The sequence below is a fragment of the Pseudonocardia tropica genome (genome assembly GCF_040105315.1).
GTDB lineage: Bacteria > Actinomycetota > Actinomycetes > Mycobacteriales > Pseudonocardiaceae > Pseudonocardia > Pseudonocardia alni.
Genome location: NZ_JBEDNP010000003.1, coordinates 405,594 through 424,966, shown reverse-complemented (window position 1 = coordinate 424,966; position 19,373 = coordinate 405,594). Strand labels below are relative to the sequence as shown.

18 protein-coding genes are annotated in these 19,373 nt (G+C 74.6%); 10 read left to right on the top strand and 8 right to left on the bottom strand.

Going from position 1 to position 19,373, the window contains the following annotated elements; all coding sequences use genetic code 11:
• Positions 1 to 4: 4 nt before the first annotated feature.
• From WHI96_RS07665 to mnhG (WHI96_RS07650), 4 genes are read left to right on the top strand one after another with little or no spacing between them, the layout of a single operon-like run.
• Positions 5 to 1,636: a Na+/H+ antiporter subunit D gene (locus WHI96_RS07665; protein ID WP_345654178.1), complete on the top strand. Its 1,632-nt coding sequence runs from the start codon at positions 5 to 7 to the stop codon at positions 1,634 to 1,636.
• Positions 1,633 to 2,415, top strand: coding sequence for a Na+/H+ antiporter subunit E (locus WHI96_RS07660; protein ID WP_345654026.1), 783 nt, complete (start codon positions 1,633 to 1,635; stop codon positions 2,413 to 2,415). Before WHI96_RS07665 ends, WHI96_RS07660 begins: the two co-directional genes overlap by 4 nt.
• Positions 2,412 to 2,678 carry an MrpF/PhaF family protein gene (locus tag WHI96_RS07655; protein ID WP_062400930.1) on the top strand — a complete coding sequence of 89 codons (267 nt, stop codon included), beginning with the start codon at positions 2,412 to 2,414 and terminating at the stop codon, positions 2,676 to 2,678. The genes WHI96_RS07660 and WHI96_RS07655 overlap by 4 nt, the downstream gene beginning before the upstream one ends.
• Positions 2,660 to 3,130 (top strand): monovalent cation/H(+) antiporter subunit G, encoded by a 471-nt coding sequence (mnhG, locus tag WHI96_RS07650; protein ID WP_345654030.1) that lies wholly within the window; start codon positions 2,660 to 2,662, stop codon positions 3,128 to 3,130. The genes WHI96_RS07655 and mnhG (WHI96_RS07650) overlap by 19 nt, the downstream gene beginning before the upstream one ends.
• Here mnhG (WHI96_RS07650) and mnhG (WHI96_RS07645) read toward each other — a convergent pair.
• The 6 genes from mnhG (WHI96_RS07645) to mbhE are packed head-to-tail and all read right to left on the bottom strand — an operon-like array spanning position 3,046 to position 8,650.
• Complete coding sequence (gene mnhG / locus WHI96_RS07645; protein WP_345654033.1) at positions 3,046 to 3,414, bottom strand: monovalent cation/H(+) antiporter subunit G; 369 nt, start codon at positions 3,412 to 3,414, stop codon at positions 3,046 to 3,048. The two genes, mnhG (WHI96_RS07650) and mnhG (WHI96_RS07645), sit on opposite strands and share 85 nt — an antisense overlap.
• On the bottom strand, positions 3,411 to 3,683 hold the full coding sequence (locus tag WHI96_RS07640; RefSeq protein ID WP_226355704.1) for an MrpF/PhaF family protein: 273 nt from the start codon (positions 3,681 to 3,683) through the stop codon (positions 3,411 to 3,413). Before WHI96_RS07640 ends, mnhG (WHI96_RS07645) begins: the two co-directional genes overlap by 4 nt.
• Positions 3,680 to 4,171: a Na+/H+ antiporter subunit E gene (locus WHI96_RS07635; RefSeq protein WP_345654038.1), complete on the bottom strand. Its 492-nt coding sequence runs from the start codon at positions 4,169 to 4,171 to the stop codon at positions 3,680 to 3,682. Before WHI96_RS07635 ends, WHI96_RS07640 begins: the two co-directional genes overlap by 4 nt.
• On the bottom strand, positions 4,081 to 5,610 hold the full coding sequence (locus tag WHI96_RS07630; RefSeq protein WP_345654041.1) for a monovalent cation/H+ antiporter subunit D family protein: 1,530 nt from the start codon (positions 5,608 to 5,610) through the stop codon (positions 4,081 to 4,083). Before WHI96_RS07630 ends, WHI96_RS07635 begins: the two co-directional genes overlap by 91 nt.
• The gene (locus WHI96_RS07625) at positions 5,607 to 5,915 is read right to left on the bottom strand and encodes a sodium:proton antiporter (RefSeq protein WP_062400935.1); all 309 of its coding nucleotides are present in this window, start codon (positions 5,913 to 5,915) and stop codon (positions 5,607 to 5,609) included. Before WHI96_RS07625 ends, WHI96_RS07630 begins: the two co-directional genes overlap by 4 nt.
• Positions 5,912 to 8,650 (bottom strand): hydrogen gas-evolving membrane-bound hydrogenase subunit E, encoded by a 2,739-nt coding sequence (mbhE, locus tag WHI96_RS07620; RefSeq protein ID WP_345654044.1) that lies wholly within the window; start codon positions 8,648 to 8,650, stop codon positions 5,912 to 5,914. The genes WHI96_RS07625 and mbhE overlap by 4 nt, the downstream gene beginning before the upstream one ends.
• A gap of 190 nt (positions 8,651 to 8,840) precedes the next feature.
• Between mbhE and WHI96_RS07615 the strand changes: the two genes are divergently transcribed.
• The 3 genes from WHI96_RS07615 to WHI96_RS07605 are packed head-to-tail and all read left to right on the top strand — an operon-like array spanning position 8,841 to position 10,658.
• Positions 8,841 to 9,365: a gamma carbonic anhydrase family protein gene (locus tag WHI96_RS07615; RefSeq protein WP_345654047.1), complete on the top strand. Its 525-nt coding sequence runs from the start codon at positions 8,841 to 8,843 to the stop codon at positions 9,363 to 9,365.
• Complete coding sequence (locus WHI96_RS07610) at positions 9,362 to 10,042, top strand: uracil-DNA glycosylase (RefSeq protein ID WP_345654181.1); 681 nt, start codon at positions 9,362 to 9,364, stop codon at positions 10,040 to 10,042. The genes WHI96_RS07615 and WHI96_RS07610 overlap by 4 nt, the downstream gene beginning before the upstream one ends.
• Positions 10,043 to 10,052: 10 nt before the next feature.
• Positions 10,053 to 10,658 (top strand): DUF1707 SHOCT-like domain-containing protein, encoded by a 606-nt coding sequence (locus tag WHI96_RS07605; protein ID WP_345654050.1) that lies wholly within the window; start codon positions 10,053 to 10,055, stop codon positions 10,656 to 10,658.
• Positions 10,659 to 10,730: 72 nt separating this feature from the next.
• On the opposite strand, the gene rpmB is transcribed toward WHI96_RS07605, so the two are convergent.
• A complete protein-coding gene (gene rpmB, locus WHI96_RS07600) occupies positions 10,731 to 10,922 on the bottom strand; it encodes a 50S ribosomal protein L28 (protein WP_020627372.1) in 192 nt (63 codons plus the stop codon).
• 157 nt (positions 10,923 to 11,079) lie between these two features.
• Here rpmB and WHI96_RS07595 point away from each other — a divergent pair, with 157 nt between their 5' ends.
• Together WHI96_RS07595 and recG are read left to right on the top strand one after the other, a co-directional pair.
• A complete protein-coding gene (locus WHI96_RS07595; protein WP_345654054.1) occupies positions 11,080 to 12,870 on the top strand; it encodes a DAK2 domain-containing protein in 1,791 nt (596 codons plus the stop codon).
• Positions 12,871 to 15,036, top strand: coding sequence for an ATP-dependent DNA helicase RecG (gene recG, locus WHI96_RS07590; protein ID WP_345654056.1), 2,166 nt, complete (start codon positions 12,871 to 12,873; stop codon positions 15,034 to 15,036). It begins immediately after the preceding gene.
• 4 nt (positions 15,037 to 15,040) lie between these two features.
• Here the strand turns inward: recG and WHI96_RS07585 are convergent, their stop codons facing one another.
• On the bottom strand, positions 15,041 to 15,697 hold the full coding sequence (locus WHI96_RS07585) for a hypothetical protein (RefSeq protein WP_345654059.1): 657 nt from the start codon (positions 15,695 to 15,697) through the stop codon (positions 15,041 to 15,043).
• Between the two features lie 270 nt (positions 15,698 to 15,967).
• Between WHI96_RS07585 and WHI96_RS07580 the strand changes: the two genes are divergently transcribed.
• Complete coding sequence (locus tag WHI96_RS07580; protein ID WP_345654061.1) at positions 15,968 to 19,363, top strand: pyruvate carboxylase; 3,396 nt, start codon at positions 15,968 to 15,970, stop codon at positions 19,361 to 19,363.
• Positions 19,364 to 19,373 lie beyond the last annotated feature (10 nt).

Genomic DNA, 19,373 nt, shown 5'->3' with positions numbered 1-19,373 from the left:
CCCGCTGCAGGCCCTGGTCACGCTGCCGGTGCTGCTGCCCATGCTGGGCGCCGCGAGCAGCGTCGTCGTCAGCCGTCGCGCCTCGGCCCAGCGGGTCATCGGCGTGGTGACCCTGACGCTGGTGTGCGTCGTCGGCCTGGTGCTGCTGGTCGCCGCGGACACCTACGGGCCGGTCGTCGCCGAGCTCGGCGGCTGGCCCGCCCCGATGGGCATCGTGCTGGTCGCCGACCGGATGTCGGCGCTGCTGCTGCTCATCTCGTCGGTGGTGACGCTCGCGGTGCTCGTCTACGCGATCGACCAGCGGATCTCCGACTACGGCCGGGAGACCGCCAGCACCACCTTCCACCCGATCTTCCTGCTGCTGTCGACGGGGGTGTCGCTGGCCTACCTGACCGGCGACCTGTTCACCCTGTTCGTCGCGTTCGAGATCATGCTGGCGTCGAGCTACGTGCTCATCACCCGGCGGACGTCGGCGTCGCGGATCCGGTCCGGCATGACGTACGTGATCGTGTCGCTGACCTCGTCGCTGCTGTTCCTCACCGCGGTGGGGCTCGTCTACGCCGCCACCGGCACGGTCAACCTGGCCGACCTCGCCGGGCGGATGGGTGCGCTGCCGGAGGGCCTGCGCGCGGTCCTGGCCCTGGTGCTGATCGTGGTGTTCGGCATCAAGGCGGCGATCGTGCCGCTGCACTTCTGGCTGCCCGACAGCTACCCGAACGCGCCCGCCCCGGTCACCGCGCTGTTCGCGGGGCTGCTCACCAAGGTCGGCATCTACGCGCTGCTGCGCACCCAGACGCTGGTGTTCCCGCAGGACAGCCCGTCGACGCTGCTGCTGGTGATCGCCGCGATCACGATGGTCGTCGGGGCGCTCGGCGCCGTCGCCCAGGACGACCTCAACCGGCTGCTGTCGTTCCTGCTGGTCAGCCACATCGGGTTCATGGTGTTCGGGCTCGCCCTGCACACCCCCGACGGCATCGCCGGGACCGGGATCTACGTCGTCCACCACATCACGGTGCAGGCGACGCTGTTCCTGGTCAGCGGGCTCATCACCCGCCGGACCGGGACGGTGTCGATCTCCCAGATGGGAGGCCTGGCCCAGCAGGCGCCCCACCTGGCCGTGCTGTTCGCGATCCCCGCGATCACCCTGGCCGGGCTGCCACCCACCTCGGGGTTCGTCGCGAAGCTCGCGCTGCTGCAGGCCGGTGCGGGCGCGGGCCCCGCCGGGGCGCTGGTCGCCGCCGTCGTCGTGCTGGCGAGCCTGCTGACCCTCTACGCCGTCGCCCGGGTCTGGGTGCGGGTGTTCTGGGGCGCGCCCAAGGAGCCCCTCGCCGACGACGACCCGAACGACGAGCTCGTCGTCGGGACCGCGCGCAGCGCCCGCGGCATGTACGTCGGCGCGTCCGCGCTGGTCGTGGTCAGCGTCGCGATCGCCCTGTTCGCCGGCCCGCTGTCCGGGGTGACCGCCCGGGCCGGGGTGGACCTGCACGACCGGACCGGCTACACCGACGCCGTCCTCGGGCCGGGCGCGGACCCCGGCAGCGATGGGACCATCAGCGCCGGCGGGCCGGCCGGCGGCGTCGACGGGAACACGACCGTCCGGACCGCGGCCGGCGACACCCCGGAGGTGACCCCGTGAGCGAGCAGACCCCGAGCCGCGGTGGCGCGGGCACGGCCGACGGACCGGACCCGCGCGAGCTCGACGACGCCGAGACCTGCCCGGAGGCCGTCCGCGACCGCGAGATGGGCGCGGCCGAGGCGGGCGAGACACCCGAGGCCGACCGCACCCCCGCCCGGGTGCCCCCGCCGGTCCCGGACACCGTCGCCGAGCCGATGGGCGGCTCCGCCCGCGGCGGGAGCGTGCGCCGGCGGATCCCGCAGGTGCTGGCGCTGGCGCTGGTCTGGGTGCTGCTGTGGGGGAGCGTGTCCCCGGCCGCGATCGTCGGCGGGCTGCTCGTCGGCGCCGCGGTGACGGCGATCTTCCCGCTTCCGCTGCTGCCCGAGCGGCTCCCGTTCCGCCCGTGGAAGCTGCTGCGGCTGCTGGCGTTCCTGGCATCGGACCTGGTCGTCTCCGGGATCCGGGTCAGCATGGTGACGCTGCGGCACGGGCCGCGCGCCCGGTCCGGGATCGTCGGGCTGCCGCTGTGCACCGGCTCGGACCGCACCGCGACGACGATCGTCGCGGCCTGCGCGCTGTCCCCGGGCAGCTTCACGCTGCAGATCGACCGCGCCCGGCACCGCTGGTACGTCTACGCACTCGGCCTGCACCGACCCGGCGCCGTCGAACGGCTCCGCCGGGACATGATGCGGCTGCAGATGCGGGTCATCGACGCCGTCGGCAGCCAGGAGGACCGGGACCGGTGCGCCGCCGCCGTCGCCGCGGTCACCGCCGAGGACGCGGGGAGGAACGACCGGTGACCGTCGTCCACACGCTGGTACTGATCATGCTGACCGCCGCGGCGGCGCTGACGATGTGGCGGCTCCTGAAGGGCCCCACCACGCTGGACCGCATCGCGGCCCTGGACGTGTTCGTCGTGCTCATCGTGGCCGCGGCCGCGGTGTACGCGGCGATCTACTCCGACGGGTCGAACATCCCGCTGCTGGCCGCGGTCGCGCTGATCGCGCTGGTCGGCTCGGCGACGGCGGCCCGCCTGGTCGAACGATGGGAGCGGCACCGCTGATGGGCGTGCACGACGTGCTCGACGTGGTCTCCGCCGCGCTGATGCTCGCCGGCGGGCTGTCCTGCCTGCTCGGCGCGCTCGGGCTGGTCCGGCTGCCGGACCTGCCCGCCCGGCTGCAGGCCACCACCAAGCCGCAGACCCTGGGGCTGCTGCTGATCCTGCTGGGCGTCGCGGTGAACCTGGAGTTCGTGAACTCCTCGACGCTGATCCTGGTCGTGCTGTTCCAGGTGCTGACGGCGCCGGTCATCTCGCAGGTGGTCGGTCGCTCGGCCTACCGCAGCGGCGCGATCGACCGGGACGCACTCGTCGTCGACGACCTGGGGGAGGACATCGACGCCGACGCGCGCGCCCGGGAGGTGCGGACGGTTCAGCCGTCGTCGCCGCGGGAGCCCGCGGAGCGGGGGTCGTCCTCGCGCAGCGTCGACGGGGTCGAGGGGGCACCGGAGCGGTAGGCGGCGTGCCCGATCGCGAAGCTCGCGATCGGGATCGTGAACAGCTGCAGCGCCACGGCGACGCCGAGGGTCAGCAGCACCCCGGGCTCGGGCACCAGGATCGCGACCCCGACGAGGATCGCGACGATCCCGAGCCCGGCGGCCTTGGTGACGGCGTTCGTGCGGTTGTAGACGTCGGGCAGGCGCACCATGCCGACCGCGCCCGCGGCGACCAGGAGCACCCCGGCGCCGAGCACGATCCCGCCGATCGCGTTCTGCACCGGTCCGCCGACGAGCACGCTCACCGCTTCGCCCCCTTCTCCGCCCAGATCAGCCGGGCCACGGCGACCGTGGTCAGGAACCCGACCAGCGTCGCGACGACGACGAGGTCCAGCATCGCGGTGGATCCCAGCCGCAGCGCCAGCAACGCGATCAGCCCGACGACGACCACGAAGCCGTAGTCGACGGCCAGCCCGCGGTCGGCGTCGGTGGGCCCGGCCAGGACCCGCCCGACCGCGACGAGCAGGCCGAGCGCCAGTACGACGATCCCGGCGTCCAGCAACAGGGTGCTCACGGGGTCTCCTCCGGATCGCGGTCGACCACGCCCGGGGCGGGGCGGCGCAGGAACGCCAGCAACCGGTCCTCCATCTCGTGCACGCTCGCCCGCAGCTGCTCGGGGTCCGAGGCGTGCATGCCGTGCACGAGCAGCTCCGGGCTGCGCGAGCCGGTGGTCAGGTTCAGGGCGAGGGTGCCGGGGGTCAGGCTGAGCAGGCTCATGATCGACGCGATCTCGATCATGCTCCGCGACCGCAGCCGGACCCGGACCACCGCCGGGTCGATGCCGTGCCCGGGGGTGAGGACCTCGCGGAGCACGACGGCGTTGGCGCGGAAGAACTCGCCGGTGAACCACAGCAGGAACCCCACCGCGGCGCGCGGGCGCCCGCCGCGGCCGGGTGCGCGTCGGCGGGTCGTCACGGCGCCCCCACCGCCCCGACGTAGACGGCGGTGTCGGCGAGACCCTGCCCGGCGACCGACGAGAGTGCCAGCAGCGGCTCCGCCCACAGCCCGAGCAGCAGCGACAGCGCCCCCAGCGCCAGCGCCGGGGCCACCGCGCGGACCGGGACCCGCAGTGCGACCACGGTGCCCGCACCGCCCCCGGGGTCCGGCTCGGGGGCGTCGCCGCCCCAGAACGCGCCGTTCCAGATCTTGAGCATCGACAGCAGGGTGAACACGCTGACCCCGACCGCGACGAGCGCGGCGGTGACCATGCCCGCGCCGACCGCGCCGAGCACCAGGGCGAGCTTCGCGACGAACCCGGACAGCGGCGGGATGCCGGCCAGGCTCAGCGCCGACACCGCGAACGCGACCGCGGTCGCCGGGTTGCGGGCGGCGAGCCCGCCGAGCCGGGACAGCGTGTCGGTGCCGACGTACTGCTCGACGGCACCGGCGACCATCAGCAGTGCCGCCTTGACCAGCACGTACTGCACCAGGAAGTAGATCGCCGCGGCCAGCCCGGCCGGGGTCCAGATCGCCAGGCCGAGCACGATGTAGCCGATCTGGCTGACCATGTGGAAGGTCAGGATCTGGCGCATCCCGCCGGCGCCGACCGCGCCGAGCACCCCGACGACCATCGTCAGCAGCGCGGCCACCAGCACGATCGGCAGGAAGCGCGGGTCGCCGTCGTAGACGGTCGCGTAGATCCGGAACAACGCGTACACGCCGACCTTGGTCAGGAGCCCGGAGAACAGCACGGTGACCGCGGCCGGGGCGGCGGTGTAGGCCCGCGGCAGCCAGTTGTGCAGCGGCACCAGCGAGGCCTTCACCGACAGTGCCAGCAGGATCACCGCGGTCGCCGCGGCCAGCGCCGGGTCGGTCACGGCGCGCCCGGCGAGATCGCCGAGCTGCACCGTCCCGGCGACGCCGTAGACCAGCCCGAGCCCGGCGAGGAACACCGTCGAGGCCAGCAGGTTCACCGTCAGGTACAGCCGCGACGCCGCGATCCGCTCCGGGCCCCGGCCGGTCGCGATGAGCACGTAGCTGGGGACGAGCATGACCTCGACGAACACGAACAGGCTGAACAGGTCCGCGGTGAGGTAGGCGCCGTGCACTCCGGCGAGCAGCAGCAGCGACTGCGGCAGGAACGCACGGTCGGTGTCGGACCCGGTGACCGCGGCGAAGGCCAGGCAGGCGATCCCCAGCACCCCGGTGACGGTCAGCATGATCGTGCCGAACGCGTCGGCGGCCAGCGGGATCGCGATGCCGGCCGGCCAGTTCCCGAGCCGCTGCACGATCACCGCGCCGTCCGCGGTGGCGGCGAGCAGGACCGCGGACACGGCCGTCGACGCGGCGAGCGCGGTGAACGCGACGATCCGCCGCGCCGTCATCGGCAGCAGGAACGGCCCGCCCCCGCCCGGCGGGCGCGCGGTGAGCAGGACCAGCAGGCCCGCCGCGGCGAGCGGAACCAGGATCGGCGCGACGACGAGCGCCTCGAGGCCGGTCACCGGGGGTCCCCGCCCTCGTCCTCGTCGCCGGCCTTGAGCAGGGCCAGCAGGTACACCGTGATCGCGAAGGCGATCACGATCGCGGTGAGCACGAACGCCTGCGGCAGCGGGTCGGCCATCTGCGCCCGGTCCTGCTGCCCCAGCAGCGCGGGCTCGCGGGTCGCCATCCCGCCCGCGGAGATGATCAGGACGTTCACGCCGTGCCCGAGCAGCACGAACCCGAGCACCGTGCGCAGCAGCTCGCGCTGCAGGACCAGGTACACCCCGCCCGCGACGAGGACGGCGACGACGACCGCGGCCGTCACCGGGAGCTCCCCAGCAGGGAGCCGGTGCGGGCGCGCCCGCCGATCCGGTCGGTCGCGGCCACGATCAGCCCCACCACCATCAGGTAGATCCCCAGGTCGAACACGAACGACGACAACAGCACCCCGCCGGGCAGGTACACCGGCGTCAGGAACGGCAGCCCCAGCGGGTACACCGCGATCCCGGTGAGCAGGCTCAGCAGGAGCCCGGACCCGACCAGCGGTTCGGGCCGCAGGCGCAGCGCCCACGCGTCGCCGCGGTGGGCGAGGCGCAGGAACACGATCGCGACGCCCCCGACCAGCGACGAGATGAACCCGCCGCCGGGCTCGTCGTGGCCGCGCCAGAGCAGGAACAGCGACATCACGAGCATCAGCGGGGCCAGCACACGGCTGGCGACCCGCATGACGATCGTGTCGGCCGGGCCGTCGGTGGCGACCCGTCGGCGGGTGCTGCCCTCCGCGCCGGCCTCACCGCGCCGGATCAGCACCAGGAGCCCCAGTGCCGCCGCCCCGACCACGACGGCCTCGCCGAAGGTGTCCATGCCGCGGAAGTCGACGAGGATCGTGTTGACCACGTTCGTCCCGCCGGTGGCGGTCTCCGCGGTGTCCAGCAGGTACCCGCCGACCGGCGACGGCTCGCGGCGCCCGGTCAGCACGAAGGTGGCCGCCCCCAGCGACAGGCCCGCGGCCAGCGCGGCCACCGCGGCCGGGGCGCGCCGCCACCGCGCCGGGCGGTGCAGCCGGATCCCGCGCCCGCGCAGCACGAGCACCGCGACGACGGTGGTCAGCACCTCGACCAGCAGCAGCGTCATCGCGACGTCCGGGGCGCCGGCGAGCAGCAGCCACAGCGCCGTCGCCAGCCCGCCGAAGCCGGTCAGCGCCAGCGCCGCGGTGACCGAGCGGGTCGTCACGGCCCCGGCGACCGTGGCCAGCACGAGCACGACGACCACCCAGTCCAGTGGCCGTGTGACCGGCGCGGGGAACGGCGGCAGCGCGGGCAGGGCCACCCCGGCGGCGACGGCGAGCACCGGCAGCGCCAGCACCGGGCGGGCCAGGACGGCGGCGGGGGAGGGGTCGGTGTCGGGGCGCCCCACCCGGGCGCCGAGGGCGAGCACCCCGGCCCGGATCCGGTCGAAGACCGCGGCGCCGTCGGGGACCGGGAGGCGCTCCAGCGCCCGGTCGACCCGGTCGCGCCAGTGGAACAGCGCGTAGCCGCCGGCGACGGTGAGCACCGACAGCACCAGTGCGGTGCCGAAGCCGGGCCAGAGCACGAACGTGACCGGCTCCGAGCCCGGGTCCAGGTCGCGGGCGGCCCGGTCGGTCAGCGGGTTGAGCACCCGCACGGCGGGCCCGAGGACCAGCCCGAGCACGGCGGCGACGGCGGCCGGGGCGAGGAACGCCCACGACGGCTCGTACAGGCCGGGCTGGCTGAGCCTGCCGCCGAACGCACCGTGCACGATCCGCGCGGAGTAGGCGAAGGTCAGCGCCGACGCCACGACCGCGACGGCGGCGGCCACCGGCCCGGCGCCGGGCGCGAAGTCGGCCTCCAGGAAGCCCTCGTAGAGGTTCTCCTTGGACACGAACCCGAGCAGCGGCGGCACCCCCGCCATCGACAGCGCGGCGACCCCGGTCAGCGCCGCGGTGACCGGCATGACCTTCCGCAGGCCGCCGAGCTCGCGCACGTCGCGGCTGCCCGCCTCCTTGTCGATGATCCCGACCAGCATGAACAGGGTCGCCTTGAACAGGGCGTGGGCGAAGGTGTGCAGCACCGCCGCGGACAGCGCGTAGGACGTGCCGACGCCGATCGCGGCGGTGAGCAGGCCCAGCTGACTCACCGTGGAGTGCGCGAGCACCGCCTTCAGGTCGTGCTCGCGCAGCGCCAGCACCGCGCCGACGACGGCCGTCGCCAGCCCGAGCGGGACGAGCACCGCCGACCAGGCCACCGACGGCACGTAGACCGGGGTGAACCGCATCAGCAGGTAGATGCCGGCCTTCACCATCGTCGCGGCGTGCAGGTAGGCGCTGATCGGGGTCATCGCGACCATCGCGCCGGGCAGCCAGAACGTGAACGGCAGCTGCGCGGACTTCGTCGCCGCGGCCAGGATCAGCAGCGCCCCCGCGGGCGGGGCCAGGGGGCTGGCGAGCACCGCGCCCGGGTCGGCGAGGACCACGTCGAGGCTGGTGCTCCCGGCCGCGACGCCGATCATCACCACCGCGCCGAGCAGGGCGAACCCACCCATCGCCGTCACGACGAGTGCGCGGCCCGCGGGCAGCGCAGCCGCCGGTCCGGCGGTGTTGACGAGCAGGAACGACAGGACGGTGGTGAGCTCCCAGAACACGTAGAGCAGCACCAGGTCGTTCGCGGTGACCAGACCGATCATGGCGGCGGCGAACCCGGTGAGCAGTCCGTAGACGGTGCCGATCGGGTAGTACGACTCCAGGTAGCGCGGGCAGTAGGCCATCACCAGCGCGCAGACGCCCAGCACGATCGTCACGAACAGCAGCGACAGGCCGTCCATCCGCAGACCGAAGGAGATGCCCAGCGACGGCATCCAGGACACGCCCGCGGTGAGGACCTCCCCGCGGACGACGTCACCGGCGGCGGTGTTCGCGTACACGGCCAGTGCGGCGAGACCCGCGGCCAGCGGATAGCCCGCGTTGCGGCCGAGCAGCCGGGCGAGCACCGGGGCGAGCAGCGCCAGCGCGACCGCCCCGCCCAGGGTGACCAGAGGGATCACCGGGCAGCGCCTCCGTCCAGGGGGCCGGGGGTGCCGGGCACCCTGATCATGACTCGGGAGCTTCTACCCGTTCGACGGGGTTTCCACACCGACGTCTCCGGTCACCCCGGTCGGTTGCGCCGCGCACGTCTCCGCGGGTGGGGGTGGGCCCCCGGCGTGGCGGCCCGCGGGCGCTTCGTACCCTCGCGGTGTGCCTCTGTACGCGCTCGGTGACGCCGAACCGGACATCCACCCGACCGCCTACGTCCATCCGGACGCCGTCGTGATCGGCAACGTGACGCTGGGCCCGGAGTCCACCGTCTGGCCCACCGCGGTGCTGCGCGGCGACGACGGCCGGATCGAGGTCGGTGCCCGCAGCAGCATCCAGGACGGGTCGATCATCCACACCACCCTGGAGCAGCCGACGATCATCGGGGACGAGGTGACCGTCGGGCACAACGTGCACATCGAGGCGGCCACCATCGGCGACCGGGCGCTCATCTCGTCGGGCTCGGTGGTGCTGAACGGCTCGACGATCGGCGAGGGCGCGGTCGTCGCCGCCGGCGCGGTGGTGTCGCCGAAGGCCGACGTGCCCGCGTACCGGATGGCGCTGGGCGTGCCCGCCCGCGTCCGCGACGGCTACGAGGTGCCCGCCGACCGCTGGCGGTACGCCGTGGAGTCCTACGTCGACCGGGGCCGCCGCTTCGCGTCGCAGCTGCGCCGGCTGGAGGGCTGATGGCCAAGCCGCTGAACGAGGTCGTCGATGCCGGGTGGGCCCAGGCCCTGGAACCGGTCGCCGAGACGATCACCGCGATGGGCGAGTTCCTGCGCGCCGAGATCGCCGCGGGCCGCCGTTACCTGCCCGCCGGGGCGAACGTGCTGCGCGCGTTCCAGCAGCCCTTCGACGAGGTCCGGGTGCTGCTCGTCGGACAGGACCCGTACCCGACCCCCGGCCACGCGGTCGGGCTGTCGTTCTCCGTCGCCCCCGAGACCCGCCCGCTGCCGCGCTCGCTGCAGAACATCTTCCGCGAGTACGCCGAGGACCTCGGGCACCCGGCGCCCACCTCCGGCGACCTGACCCCGTGGACCGAGCAGGGCGTGCTGCTGCTCAACCGGTGCCTGACCGTCGCCCCCGGGGAGCCGGCCTCGCACCGCAACAAGGGCTGGGAGGAGGTCACCGAGCAGGCGATCCGCGCCCTGGTGGCCCGCGACGCCGAGCCGATGGTCGCGATCCTCTGGGGCCGCGACGCCCGCAACCTCGCTCCGCTGCTGGAGGACGTGCCGACGATCGAGTCGGCCCACCCGTCGCCGATGTCGGCCGACCGCGGCTTCTTCGGGTCGCGGCCCTTCAGCCGGGCCAACGATCTGCTGGAGGAGATCGGAGGGGAACCCGTCGACTGGAAGCTGCCCTAGGCTGGACCGGGTGGACGACCCCGGGGACATGCGCATATCGGACGCCGACCGCGAGGCGGCGGCCCGCCGGCTGCACGACGCGGTCGGCGAGGGCCGCATCACGTTGAGCGAGCTGGAGGAACGGCTCGACGCGGTCTACGCCGCGCGCGTCGCCCGGGACCTGGAGCCGCCGCTGGCGGACCTGCCGGGCGGGCTGCCGCCGTCGGTCACCGCTCTGGCGCCCGTCCCCGCGCGTCCGCCCGCGCCGTCGGAGCGGGTGCGGCTGACGACCGCGGCGGGGACGATCAAGCGCACCGGGGACTGGCAGGTGCCGGCGGCGCTGCACCTGTCGTCGTCGATGGGGACCATCCACCTCGATCTGTCCGAGGTGCGGTCGCTGCCGCCGCGGATCGACATCGAGGTCGCACTCGGGATGGGCGAGGTCGTGCTGGTCCTGCCCGAGGGCGGCACCGCCGACGTCGACGGCACGAAGGCGTCCTGGGGCGAGGTGAAGACCCGGGTGCCGGCGACGCCCGGGGCGGCCGGGCCGCACCTCGTGGTGCACGGCAAGGTCGGCATGGGGTCGGTCACCGTGCGCGGGGCACGCCGCGGCTGGTGGCGGTCCGTGGTCGGCTGATCCGGCCCCGGGAACGACGAAGGCCCGGTCCCCAGGGGACCGGGCCTCGATCGTGGTTCGGGTCTCGCGCACTCAGACGCGGGTCACCTTGCCCGCCTTCAGGCAGGAGGTGCAGGCGTTGATCCGACGGCGGTTGCCGCCGTTGATCGCGGCGCGCACCGTCTGGATGTTGGGGTTCCAGCGGCGGTGGGTGCGGCGGTGCGAGTGCGAGACGGACATGCCGAAGCCCGGACCCTTGCCACAGACGTCGCAGACGGCAGCCACGTCGGACACTCCTCGGGTTGACGAACAGATTCACGAACAGATTCTCGGCACGGACGTGCCGAGGCTCGGCCTTCAATTCTAGCCACGCCCGTGTCGTGACCGGCGCGCGGGGCCGTCCCGCGGCACCGGAGGCCTCCGCGCACCTAGTGTGGGGCCCGTGGCCTCGCCGTTCGACCCCGCGCTGCTGCGCCGCTGGATCGACGCCGCCGCCGAGCGGCTCACCGCAGGCCGGGCCGAGATCGACCGCATCAACGTCTTCCCGGTCGCCGACCACGACACCGGGTCGAACCTCCTGCTGACCGCCCGTGCGGCGGCCTCGGCCCCGCTGGACGGGGACTCCCCGGCCGCCGACGCCCCCGCCGCGGACCCCGCCGCCGAGGACGTCCGGCCGGTGCGCGCCGCGGCGGCCCTGGCCGCGGCCGCGGTGCGCGGGGCCCGCGGGAACTCCGGCCTGATCCTGTCCCAGCTGTTCCGGGGTCTGGCCGAGGAGCTGGAGGCCGCGGCCGCACGACGGCCGAACACCCCGGCCGGTGAGCTGCTCGCCGGGGCGCTGCGGCGGGCAGCGGCGCTGGCGGCCGTCGCGGTGTCCGCGCCGCGCCCGGGGACCGCGCTCACCGTGCTCGACGCCGCCGCCGCGGCCGTGGCGGCGCGGGTGGCGGCCGGGGCGGCCACCGGGCCGTCCTCCGCCGGTGCGGAGCTCACCCGGGTCACCGACCTGCCCGACCCGTCCGGCGGCACCGACCCGTCGAGGGGCACCGACCCGTCCGGCCGCGCCGACCTCGACGGCGCGGGCCTCGACACGACCGGTGCGCTCGCCGAGGCCGCCCGGGTGGCCGCGGACGCGGCCCGGGCCGCACTGGCCCGGGCCACCGGGCGACCGCCGGAGCTGGTGCGGGCCGGGGTCGTCGACGCGGGCGGACTGGGCCTGGTCGTCGTGCTGGACGCGCTGGTCGCCGCGGCGGGCGGTGATCCGGGGCCGCCGCCGTCGTCGCAGGTGGGGACGCCCGGCCCGGCCTCGGCGGTCACCGCCGACGGCGAGCTCGTGCCGTGGGTGCCCCAGCCGGTCTACGAGGTCACCTACTGGCTGCCCGGTCCCGACCCGGCCGCGCTGGAGACGCTGCGTGCCCGGCTCGCCGGGCTCGGGGACTCGGTCGGCCTCGCCGGGGACGGCGGTGGCGGGGTGATGGTGCACGTGCACACCACCGAGGCCGGGCCCGCGGTCGAGGCGGGGCTGGCGGTCGGGCGCCCGTCGGGGATCCGGATCGAGGCGCTGCCGCCGGCGCCGCCGACCCGGGACCGCGCGGTCCTGCTGATGATCGAGAGCAGCGGGGCCGGGGCGCTGGCCCGGGCCGCGGGCGGGAACGTGCTGGTCGCCGACCCGGACCCGACCGTCGACGAGGTCCTGGCCGCGATCCGCGCGACCGGCGCCGAGCACGTCGTGGTGCTGCCGTGTGCCACGCACCGGCGCACGGTCACCGAGACCGCGGCCGAGCGGGTGCGGTTCGAGGGCATCGACGTGGTGGTGATCCCGGCGAGCTCGGTGCTGCAGGGCCTGGCCGCGCTCGCGGTGCACGACCCGGCCCGCCGCGCCCCGGACGACGTCGTCGCGATGGCCGAGGCCGCGGCCGCCACCCGGACCGGTGGGCTGGCCGTCGCCGAGGCCGAGGCGCTCACCTGGGCCGGTCCCTGCCGCCCGGGGGAGATCCTCGGGATCTCCGACGGCGAGGTCGTGCTGATCGCCCCGGATCTCGCTGTCGGTGCCCTGTGGTTGGCTCACCGCATGCTCACTCCGGGTGGGGAGCTGGTGACCGTGCTGCTCGGCTCGGCCGCCCCCGACGAGCTCGGGGAGCGGTTCGCCGAGGACCTGCGCCGCACCCACCCGGAGGTCGACGTCGTGGTGCACCGGGGGGAGCAGGGCGACTACCCGCTGGTGCTGGGAGTGGAGTAGATGGACGACGGGTTCGACCTCGACAGCAGGCTCGACGGGCCGCTCGGGCGCAAGGCCGCCGACGCGCTGGCCCCGCTCGGGCTGGAGACCGTCGGGGACCTGCTGCGGCACTACCCGCGGCGCTACGTCGACCGCGGCCGGCTCACCGAGATCGCCGGGCTGGTCGCGGGCGAGCACGTCACCGTCGTCGCGGCTGTGGCGCGTGCCGAGCTGCGGGAGATGCGCAACCGGCGCGGGAAGATGCTCAAGGCCGTCATCCGGGACGAGAAGGGCGGCGAGCTCGACGCCACGTTCTTCAACGGCTGGAAGCTGCAGGGCTTCATCAAGCAGGGCGTCGTCGGGGTGTTCTCCGGCAAGGTCGGGGTGTTCAACAACCGGCTGCAGCTGACCCACCCGCAGTTCGAGGAGATCGAGGAGAGCGACTCGCTGCGCCCGTTCCTGTCGGTCTACCCGGCGAACGCGAAGGTGACCTCGCAGGCCATCGCGCGCTCGGTGCGCCAGGTCCTGGAGCAGATCGACGATCCGACCGACCCGCTGCCCGAGTCGCTGCGCGAGCGGGAGAAGCTGCCCGAGCTGGGGCGGGCGCTGCGGCGCATCCACGTGCCGGAGACCGAGGCCGACCTGTTCGCCGCCCGGCACCGCCTGGTGTGGGACGAGGCGCTCGGCGTGCAGCTGGCGCTCGCGCTCCGGCGGGAGGCCGCCGTCGCGCGGCCCGCCCCGGTGTGCCCCCGCCGCGACGACGGCCTGCTCGCCGCGTTCGACGCGGACCTGCCGTTCCCGCTCACCGAGGGCCAGCAGGAGGTCGGCGAGCAGGTCGCCGCGGACCTCGCCCGCGAGTACCCGATGAACCGCCTCGTGCAGGGCGACGTCGGCGCGGGCAAGACGATCGTCGCCCTGCGGGCGATGCTGCAGGCCGTCGACGCGGGCACCCAGGCCGCGATGCTGGCCCCCACCGAGGTCCTCGCCGCCCAGCACGCCCGCTCGCTGCGCGCGATGCTCGGCGCGCTCGGCCGCGGCGGCGAGCTCGGCGCGGGGGAGGACGCGACCGCGGTGACGCTGCTGACCGGGTCGATGGGGGCGAAGGCCAAGCGGCAGGCACTGCTCGACGCGCAGTCCGGGGCGGCGGGGATCGTCGTCGGGACCCACGCGCTGATCCAGGACACCGTCGGGTTCGCCGAGCTGGGGCTGGTCGTGGTCGACGAGCAGCACCGGTTCGGGGTGGAGCAGCGCGACGCGCTGCGCGCCCGCGGTGAGAAGGCCCCGCACATGCTGGTGATGACGGCGACCCCGATCCCGCGCACCGTGGCCATGACCGTCTACGGCGACCTGGCGGTGTCCGAGCTGAAGGGGCTGCCGAAGGGCCGCTCCCCGGTCGCGACGACCGTCGTGCCGCTGGCCGAGCACCCGTCGTGGATCGAGCGGGTGTGGCAGCGGATCCGCGAGGAGGTCGAGGCGGGCCACCAGTGCTACGTCGTGTGCCCGCGGGTCGGCGGCACCGAGAAGGAGGACGCCGAGGAGCCGCCGCCCGACGACGACGGCGGGGAGGAGCGGCGGGCGCCGCTCGCGGTGCTCGACATCGCCCCGCTGATCGAGGAGAAGCTCGCCGGACTGCGGGTCGGGATCCTGCACGGCAAGCTCCCGCCGGAGGAGAAGGACACCGTGATGCGGGCCTTCGAACGCGCCGAACTCGACGTGCTCGTCGCGACGACGGTGATCGAGGTCGGCGTCGACGTGCCGAACGCGACCGGGATCGTGCTGCTCGACGCGGACCGCTTCGGCCTGTCCCAGCTGCACCAGCTGCGCGGCCGGGTCGGCCGGGGCAGCGCACCCGGCCTGTGCCTGCTGGTCACCGACATGCCCGCGGCGACCGCGGCCCGCGAACGGCTCGACGCGATCGCCGGGACCACCGACGGCTTCGAACTGGCCCGCCTCGACCTGGAGCTGCGCCGCGAGGGCGACGTGCTCGGGTCGAGCCAGTCCGGCTCCCGCTCGGGGCTCAAGCTGCTGTCGCTGCTGCGCCACGGCGAGGTCATCGAGAAGGCCCAGGTGTACGCCCGGCACCTGGTCGCCGAGAATCCGGGCCTGGCCGGCCACCCGCGGCTGCGGGACCTGGTGGGGGAGACCCTCGGCGACGAGGAGCGGGCCGCCTACCTGGACAAGTCGTGACCGGTCACGGCCCGGGGAGCTCGCCGCGGGCCGCCGCGTCCAGCCGGGCGCGGGCCGGGCGGGGCAGGTGCACCCGCCCGGCCCGTTCCAGCCGGTCCAGCTCGACGCGGGCGCGGCCGTAGGCGGCGAGCCGTTCGGGTCCGGAGTCGGAGTCCCGCGCGGTGGTCAGCAGCTTCACCACGCGCTCGACGGTGCGCCGCTCCTCGGGGTCCAGCCCGGCGAGCCGGATCCGGTCGGCGGCGTCCACCGCGGCGGTCCAGGCGCGGCGGGCGGCGTCGACGGCGCGCACGTGGGTCCCGGCGTGCGGCTCGCCCGGGTAGCCGTCGGTGTCCAGCGCCTGGGCCTCGGCGAAGGAGTCGACGAACCGGGCGGTGGCCGCCACCGTGGTGTCGGACAGCGCGGGGCGGCGCAGCACGGCCAGCGGGTCGGCCTCGTGCGCGGCGAACTCCGCGCGCAGCCGCTGGAACTCCGCCCGCGCGCGTCGCCACGCCTGCTCGGCGGCGACGGCCTCGGACGACAGCACGGGACGCGCGGCCGGTTCCGGGGCGGGGACGGGGCCGGGGTCACGGTCGGCGCGCAGCCGCCGGTAGGCGCCGACCACGGCCAGCACCAGCAGCGCGAACGACAGCAGCTGGAACACCACGGCCACCACCGTCACCACCGTCCCTCCGCGCCGGCCGAGGAGGGCCGGTCCCGCTCCCCACGGTGCCCCAGCCGTCCGGATCGCGCCACGCGCCCGGATGCCGTCCCGGTGACGTCGTGCCACGTCACGGCGGCCCGTCGGCGCTCCCGCGCACGACGATGTCCCGCTCAGTGGGCACCGCGTCCCGAACAGTGGTCCCGATCGCGCGATCCGTGTCAGGATCACGCGTCCGTCGCGCGGGAACCCCCGTCGCGGCGGGCGTCGTCGCCGATCGTGATGAGGAGAACGATGTTCCGCAAGGTGCTGGTGGCCAACCGGGGCGAGATCGCCATCCGGGCGTTCCGGGCCGCGTTCGAGCTGGGTGTCTCGACGGTGGCGGTGTTCCCGTACGAGGACCGCAACTCGCTGCACCGCGCGAAGGCCGACGAGTCCTACCAGATCGGCGAGCCGGGCCACCCGGTCCGCGCCTACCTGTCGGTGGAGGAGGTCATCCGCGCCGCGAAGAAGGCCGGCGCGGACGCCGTCTACCCCGGCTACGGCTTCATGTCGGAGAACCCCGACCTGGCCCGTGCCTGTGCCGACGAGGGCATCACCTTCGTCGGGCCGCCCACCGAGGTCCTGCACCTGACGGGCAACAAGTTCCGCGCCGTCGCCGCCGCCCGGGAGGCGGGCGTGCCGGTGCTGGAGTCCTCCGAGCCGTCGTCGGACGTCGAGGAGCTGCTCGCCGCGGCCGAGGACATCGACTTCCCGATCTTCGTCAAGGCCGTCGCCGGGGGTGGCGGACGCGGGATGCGCCGGGTCACCGAGCCGGGCGACCTACGTGACGCGATCGAGGCCGCGAGCCGGGAGGCGGAGTCCGCGTTCGGCGACGGCACCGTCTTCCTGGAGCAGGCCGTCGTCAACCCGCGGCACATCGAGGTCCAGATCCTCGCCGACGCCGACGGCAACGTCGTGCACCTCTACGAGCGCGACTGCTCGGTGCAGCGCCGCCACCAGAAGGTCGTCGAGATCGCCCCGGCCCCGAACCTGGACCCGGAGGTGCGGGACCGGATCTGCGCCGACGCGGTGAACTTCGCGAGGACGATCGGCTACGTCAACGCGGGCACCGTCGAGTTCCTGCTCGACGAGCGCGGCAGGCACCACTTCATCGAGATGAACCCGCGCATCCAGGTCGAGCACACCGTCACCGAGCAGGTCACCGACCGGGACCTGGTCATCGCCCAGCTGCGGATCGCCTCGGGCATGACGCTGCCGGAGCTGCGGCTGGCCCAGGACGACATCACCCTCACCGGTGCGGCGATGCAGACCCGCATCACCACCGAGGATCCGGCCAACGAGTTCCGGCCCGACGTCGGCACGCTGTCGGTCTACCGCTCCCCGGGCGGCCCGGGCGTGCGCCTGGACGGCGGCACCGTGCACGTCGGCGCCGAGGTGTCCGCGCACTTCGACTCGATGCTGGTCAAGCTGACCTGCCACGGCCACGACTTCGCCAACGCCGCCCGGCGCGCCCGTCGCGCGCTGGCCGAGTTCCGGATCCGCGGCGTGGCGACGAACCTGCCGTTCCTCGCCGCCGTGCTGGAGGACGAGGACTTCAAGCAGGGCCGGGTCACCACCAGCTTCATCGAGGAGCGCCCGCACCTGCTCAAGGCCCGCCCGTCGGCCGACCGCGGCTCGCGCATCCTGCAGTACCTGGGCGAGGTCACGGTCAACAAGCCGAACGGCGACCGGCCGCTGGTCGTGGAGCCGGTCGACAAGCTGCCCGCCGGCGTCGACCCGGAGACACCCGCGCCGGACGGCTCCGCGCAGCTGCTGCGCGAGCTCGGGCCCGAGGGCTTCGCGCAGCGGCTGCGCGAGCAGACCGCCGTCGCCGTCACCGACACGACGTTCCGCGACGCCCACCAGTCCCTGCTGGCGACCCGGATCCGGACCCGGGACCTGCTCGCGGTCGCGCCGTACGTCGCGCGGACCATGCCCGAGCTGCTGTCGCTGGAGTGCTGGGGCGGCGCGACCTACGACGTCGCGCTGCGCTTCCTCGCCGAGGACCCGTGGGACCGGCTCGCCGCGCTCAAGGCCGCGGCGCCGAACATCTGCACGCAGATGCTGCTGCGCGGGCGCAACACCGTCGGCTACACGCCGTACCCGACGGAGGTGACCGACGCCTTCGTGCAGGAGGCGGCGGACACCGGCATGGACATCTTCCGGATCTTCGACGCCCTCAACGACGTCTCCCAGATGCGCCCGGCCATCGACGCCGTCCGCAGCACCGGGACGGCGCTGGCCGAGGTCGCGCTCTGCTACACCGCGGACCTGTCGGACCCGGGGGAGACGCTCTACACCCTCGACTACTACCTGCGCCTGGCCGAGGAGATCGTGGACGCGGGCGCGCACGTCCTGGCGATCAAGGACATGGCGGGTCTGCTGCGCCCGCCGGCGGCGAAGAAGCTGGTCACGGCGCTGCGGGAGCGGTTCGACCTCCCGGTGCACCTGCACACCCACGACACCGCGGGCGGCCAGCTCGCGACGCTGGTCGCGGCGATCGACGCCGGGGTCGACGCCGTCGACGGCGCGGTCGCCTCGATGGCCGGCACCACCAGCCAGCCGTCGCTGTCGGCGCTGGTCGCGGCCACCGACCACACCGAGCGCGCGACCGGGCTGAGCCTGACCGCGGTCGGGGACATGGAGCCGTACTGGGAGGCGGTGCGGAAGGTCTACGCGCCGTTCGAGTCCGGCCTCGCCAGCCCCACCGGGCGCGTCTACCACCACGAGATCCCCGGCGGGCAGCTGTCGAACCTGCGCCAGCAGGCGATCGCGCTCGGCCTGGGCGACCGCTTCGAGCTGGTCGAGGACTGCTACGCCGCCGCGGACCGGATGCTGGGCAGGCTGGTGAAGGTGACGCCGTCGTCGAAGGTCGTCGGGGATCTCGCCCTGCACCTGGTCGGGGCCGGGGTCGACGCCGCCGACTTCGAGAAGGACCCGGCGAGCTTCGACATCCCGGACTCGGTGATCGGGTTCCTGCGCGGTGAGCTGGGCTCGCCGCCCGCGGGCTGGCCGGAGCCGTTCCGGACCCGCGCGCTGGAGGGCCGCAGCCCCGAGGCGGAGAAGGCGGAGCTGTCCGTCGAGGACCGCCGCGGGCTGATGCCCGGAACGGAGGGCCCCGAGCGTCGCCGCACACTGAACCGGCTGCTGTTCCCCGGGCCCACGAAGGACTTCGACACCCACCGCGAGCAGTACGGCAACACCGCGGTGCTGTCGTCGAAGGACTTCTTCTACGGGCTGGAGGAGGACCTCGAGCACACCGTCGACCTGGAGCCCGGCGTCACACTGATCATCGAGCTGGAGGCCGTCTCCGAGCCCGACGAGCGCGGCTACCGCACCCTGCTGACCACGCTCAACGGGCAGCTGCGCCCGGTGGCGGTGCGCGACGAGTCCGTCGCCACCGAGGTGAAGGCGGCGGAGAAGGCCGACAAGGGCGACGACGCGCACGTCGCCGCCCCGTTCGCCGGGGTCGTGACGCTGCAGGTCGGCGAGGGCGACACCGTCGACGACGGCCAGACCGTCGCCACCATCGAGGCCATGAAGATGGAGGCGTCGATCACCGCGCACCGTGCCGGCACCGTCAAGCGGCTCGCGATCGGCGAGGTCACCCAGGTCGAGGGCGGGGACCTGCTGGTCGAGCTGGACTGAGCCGCACGGC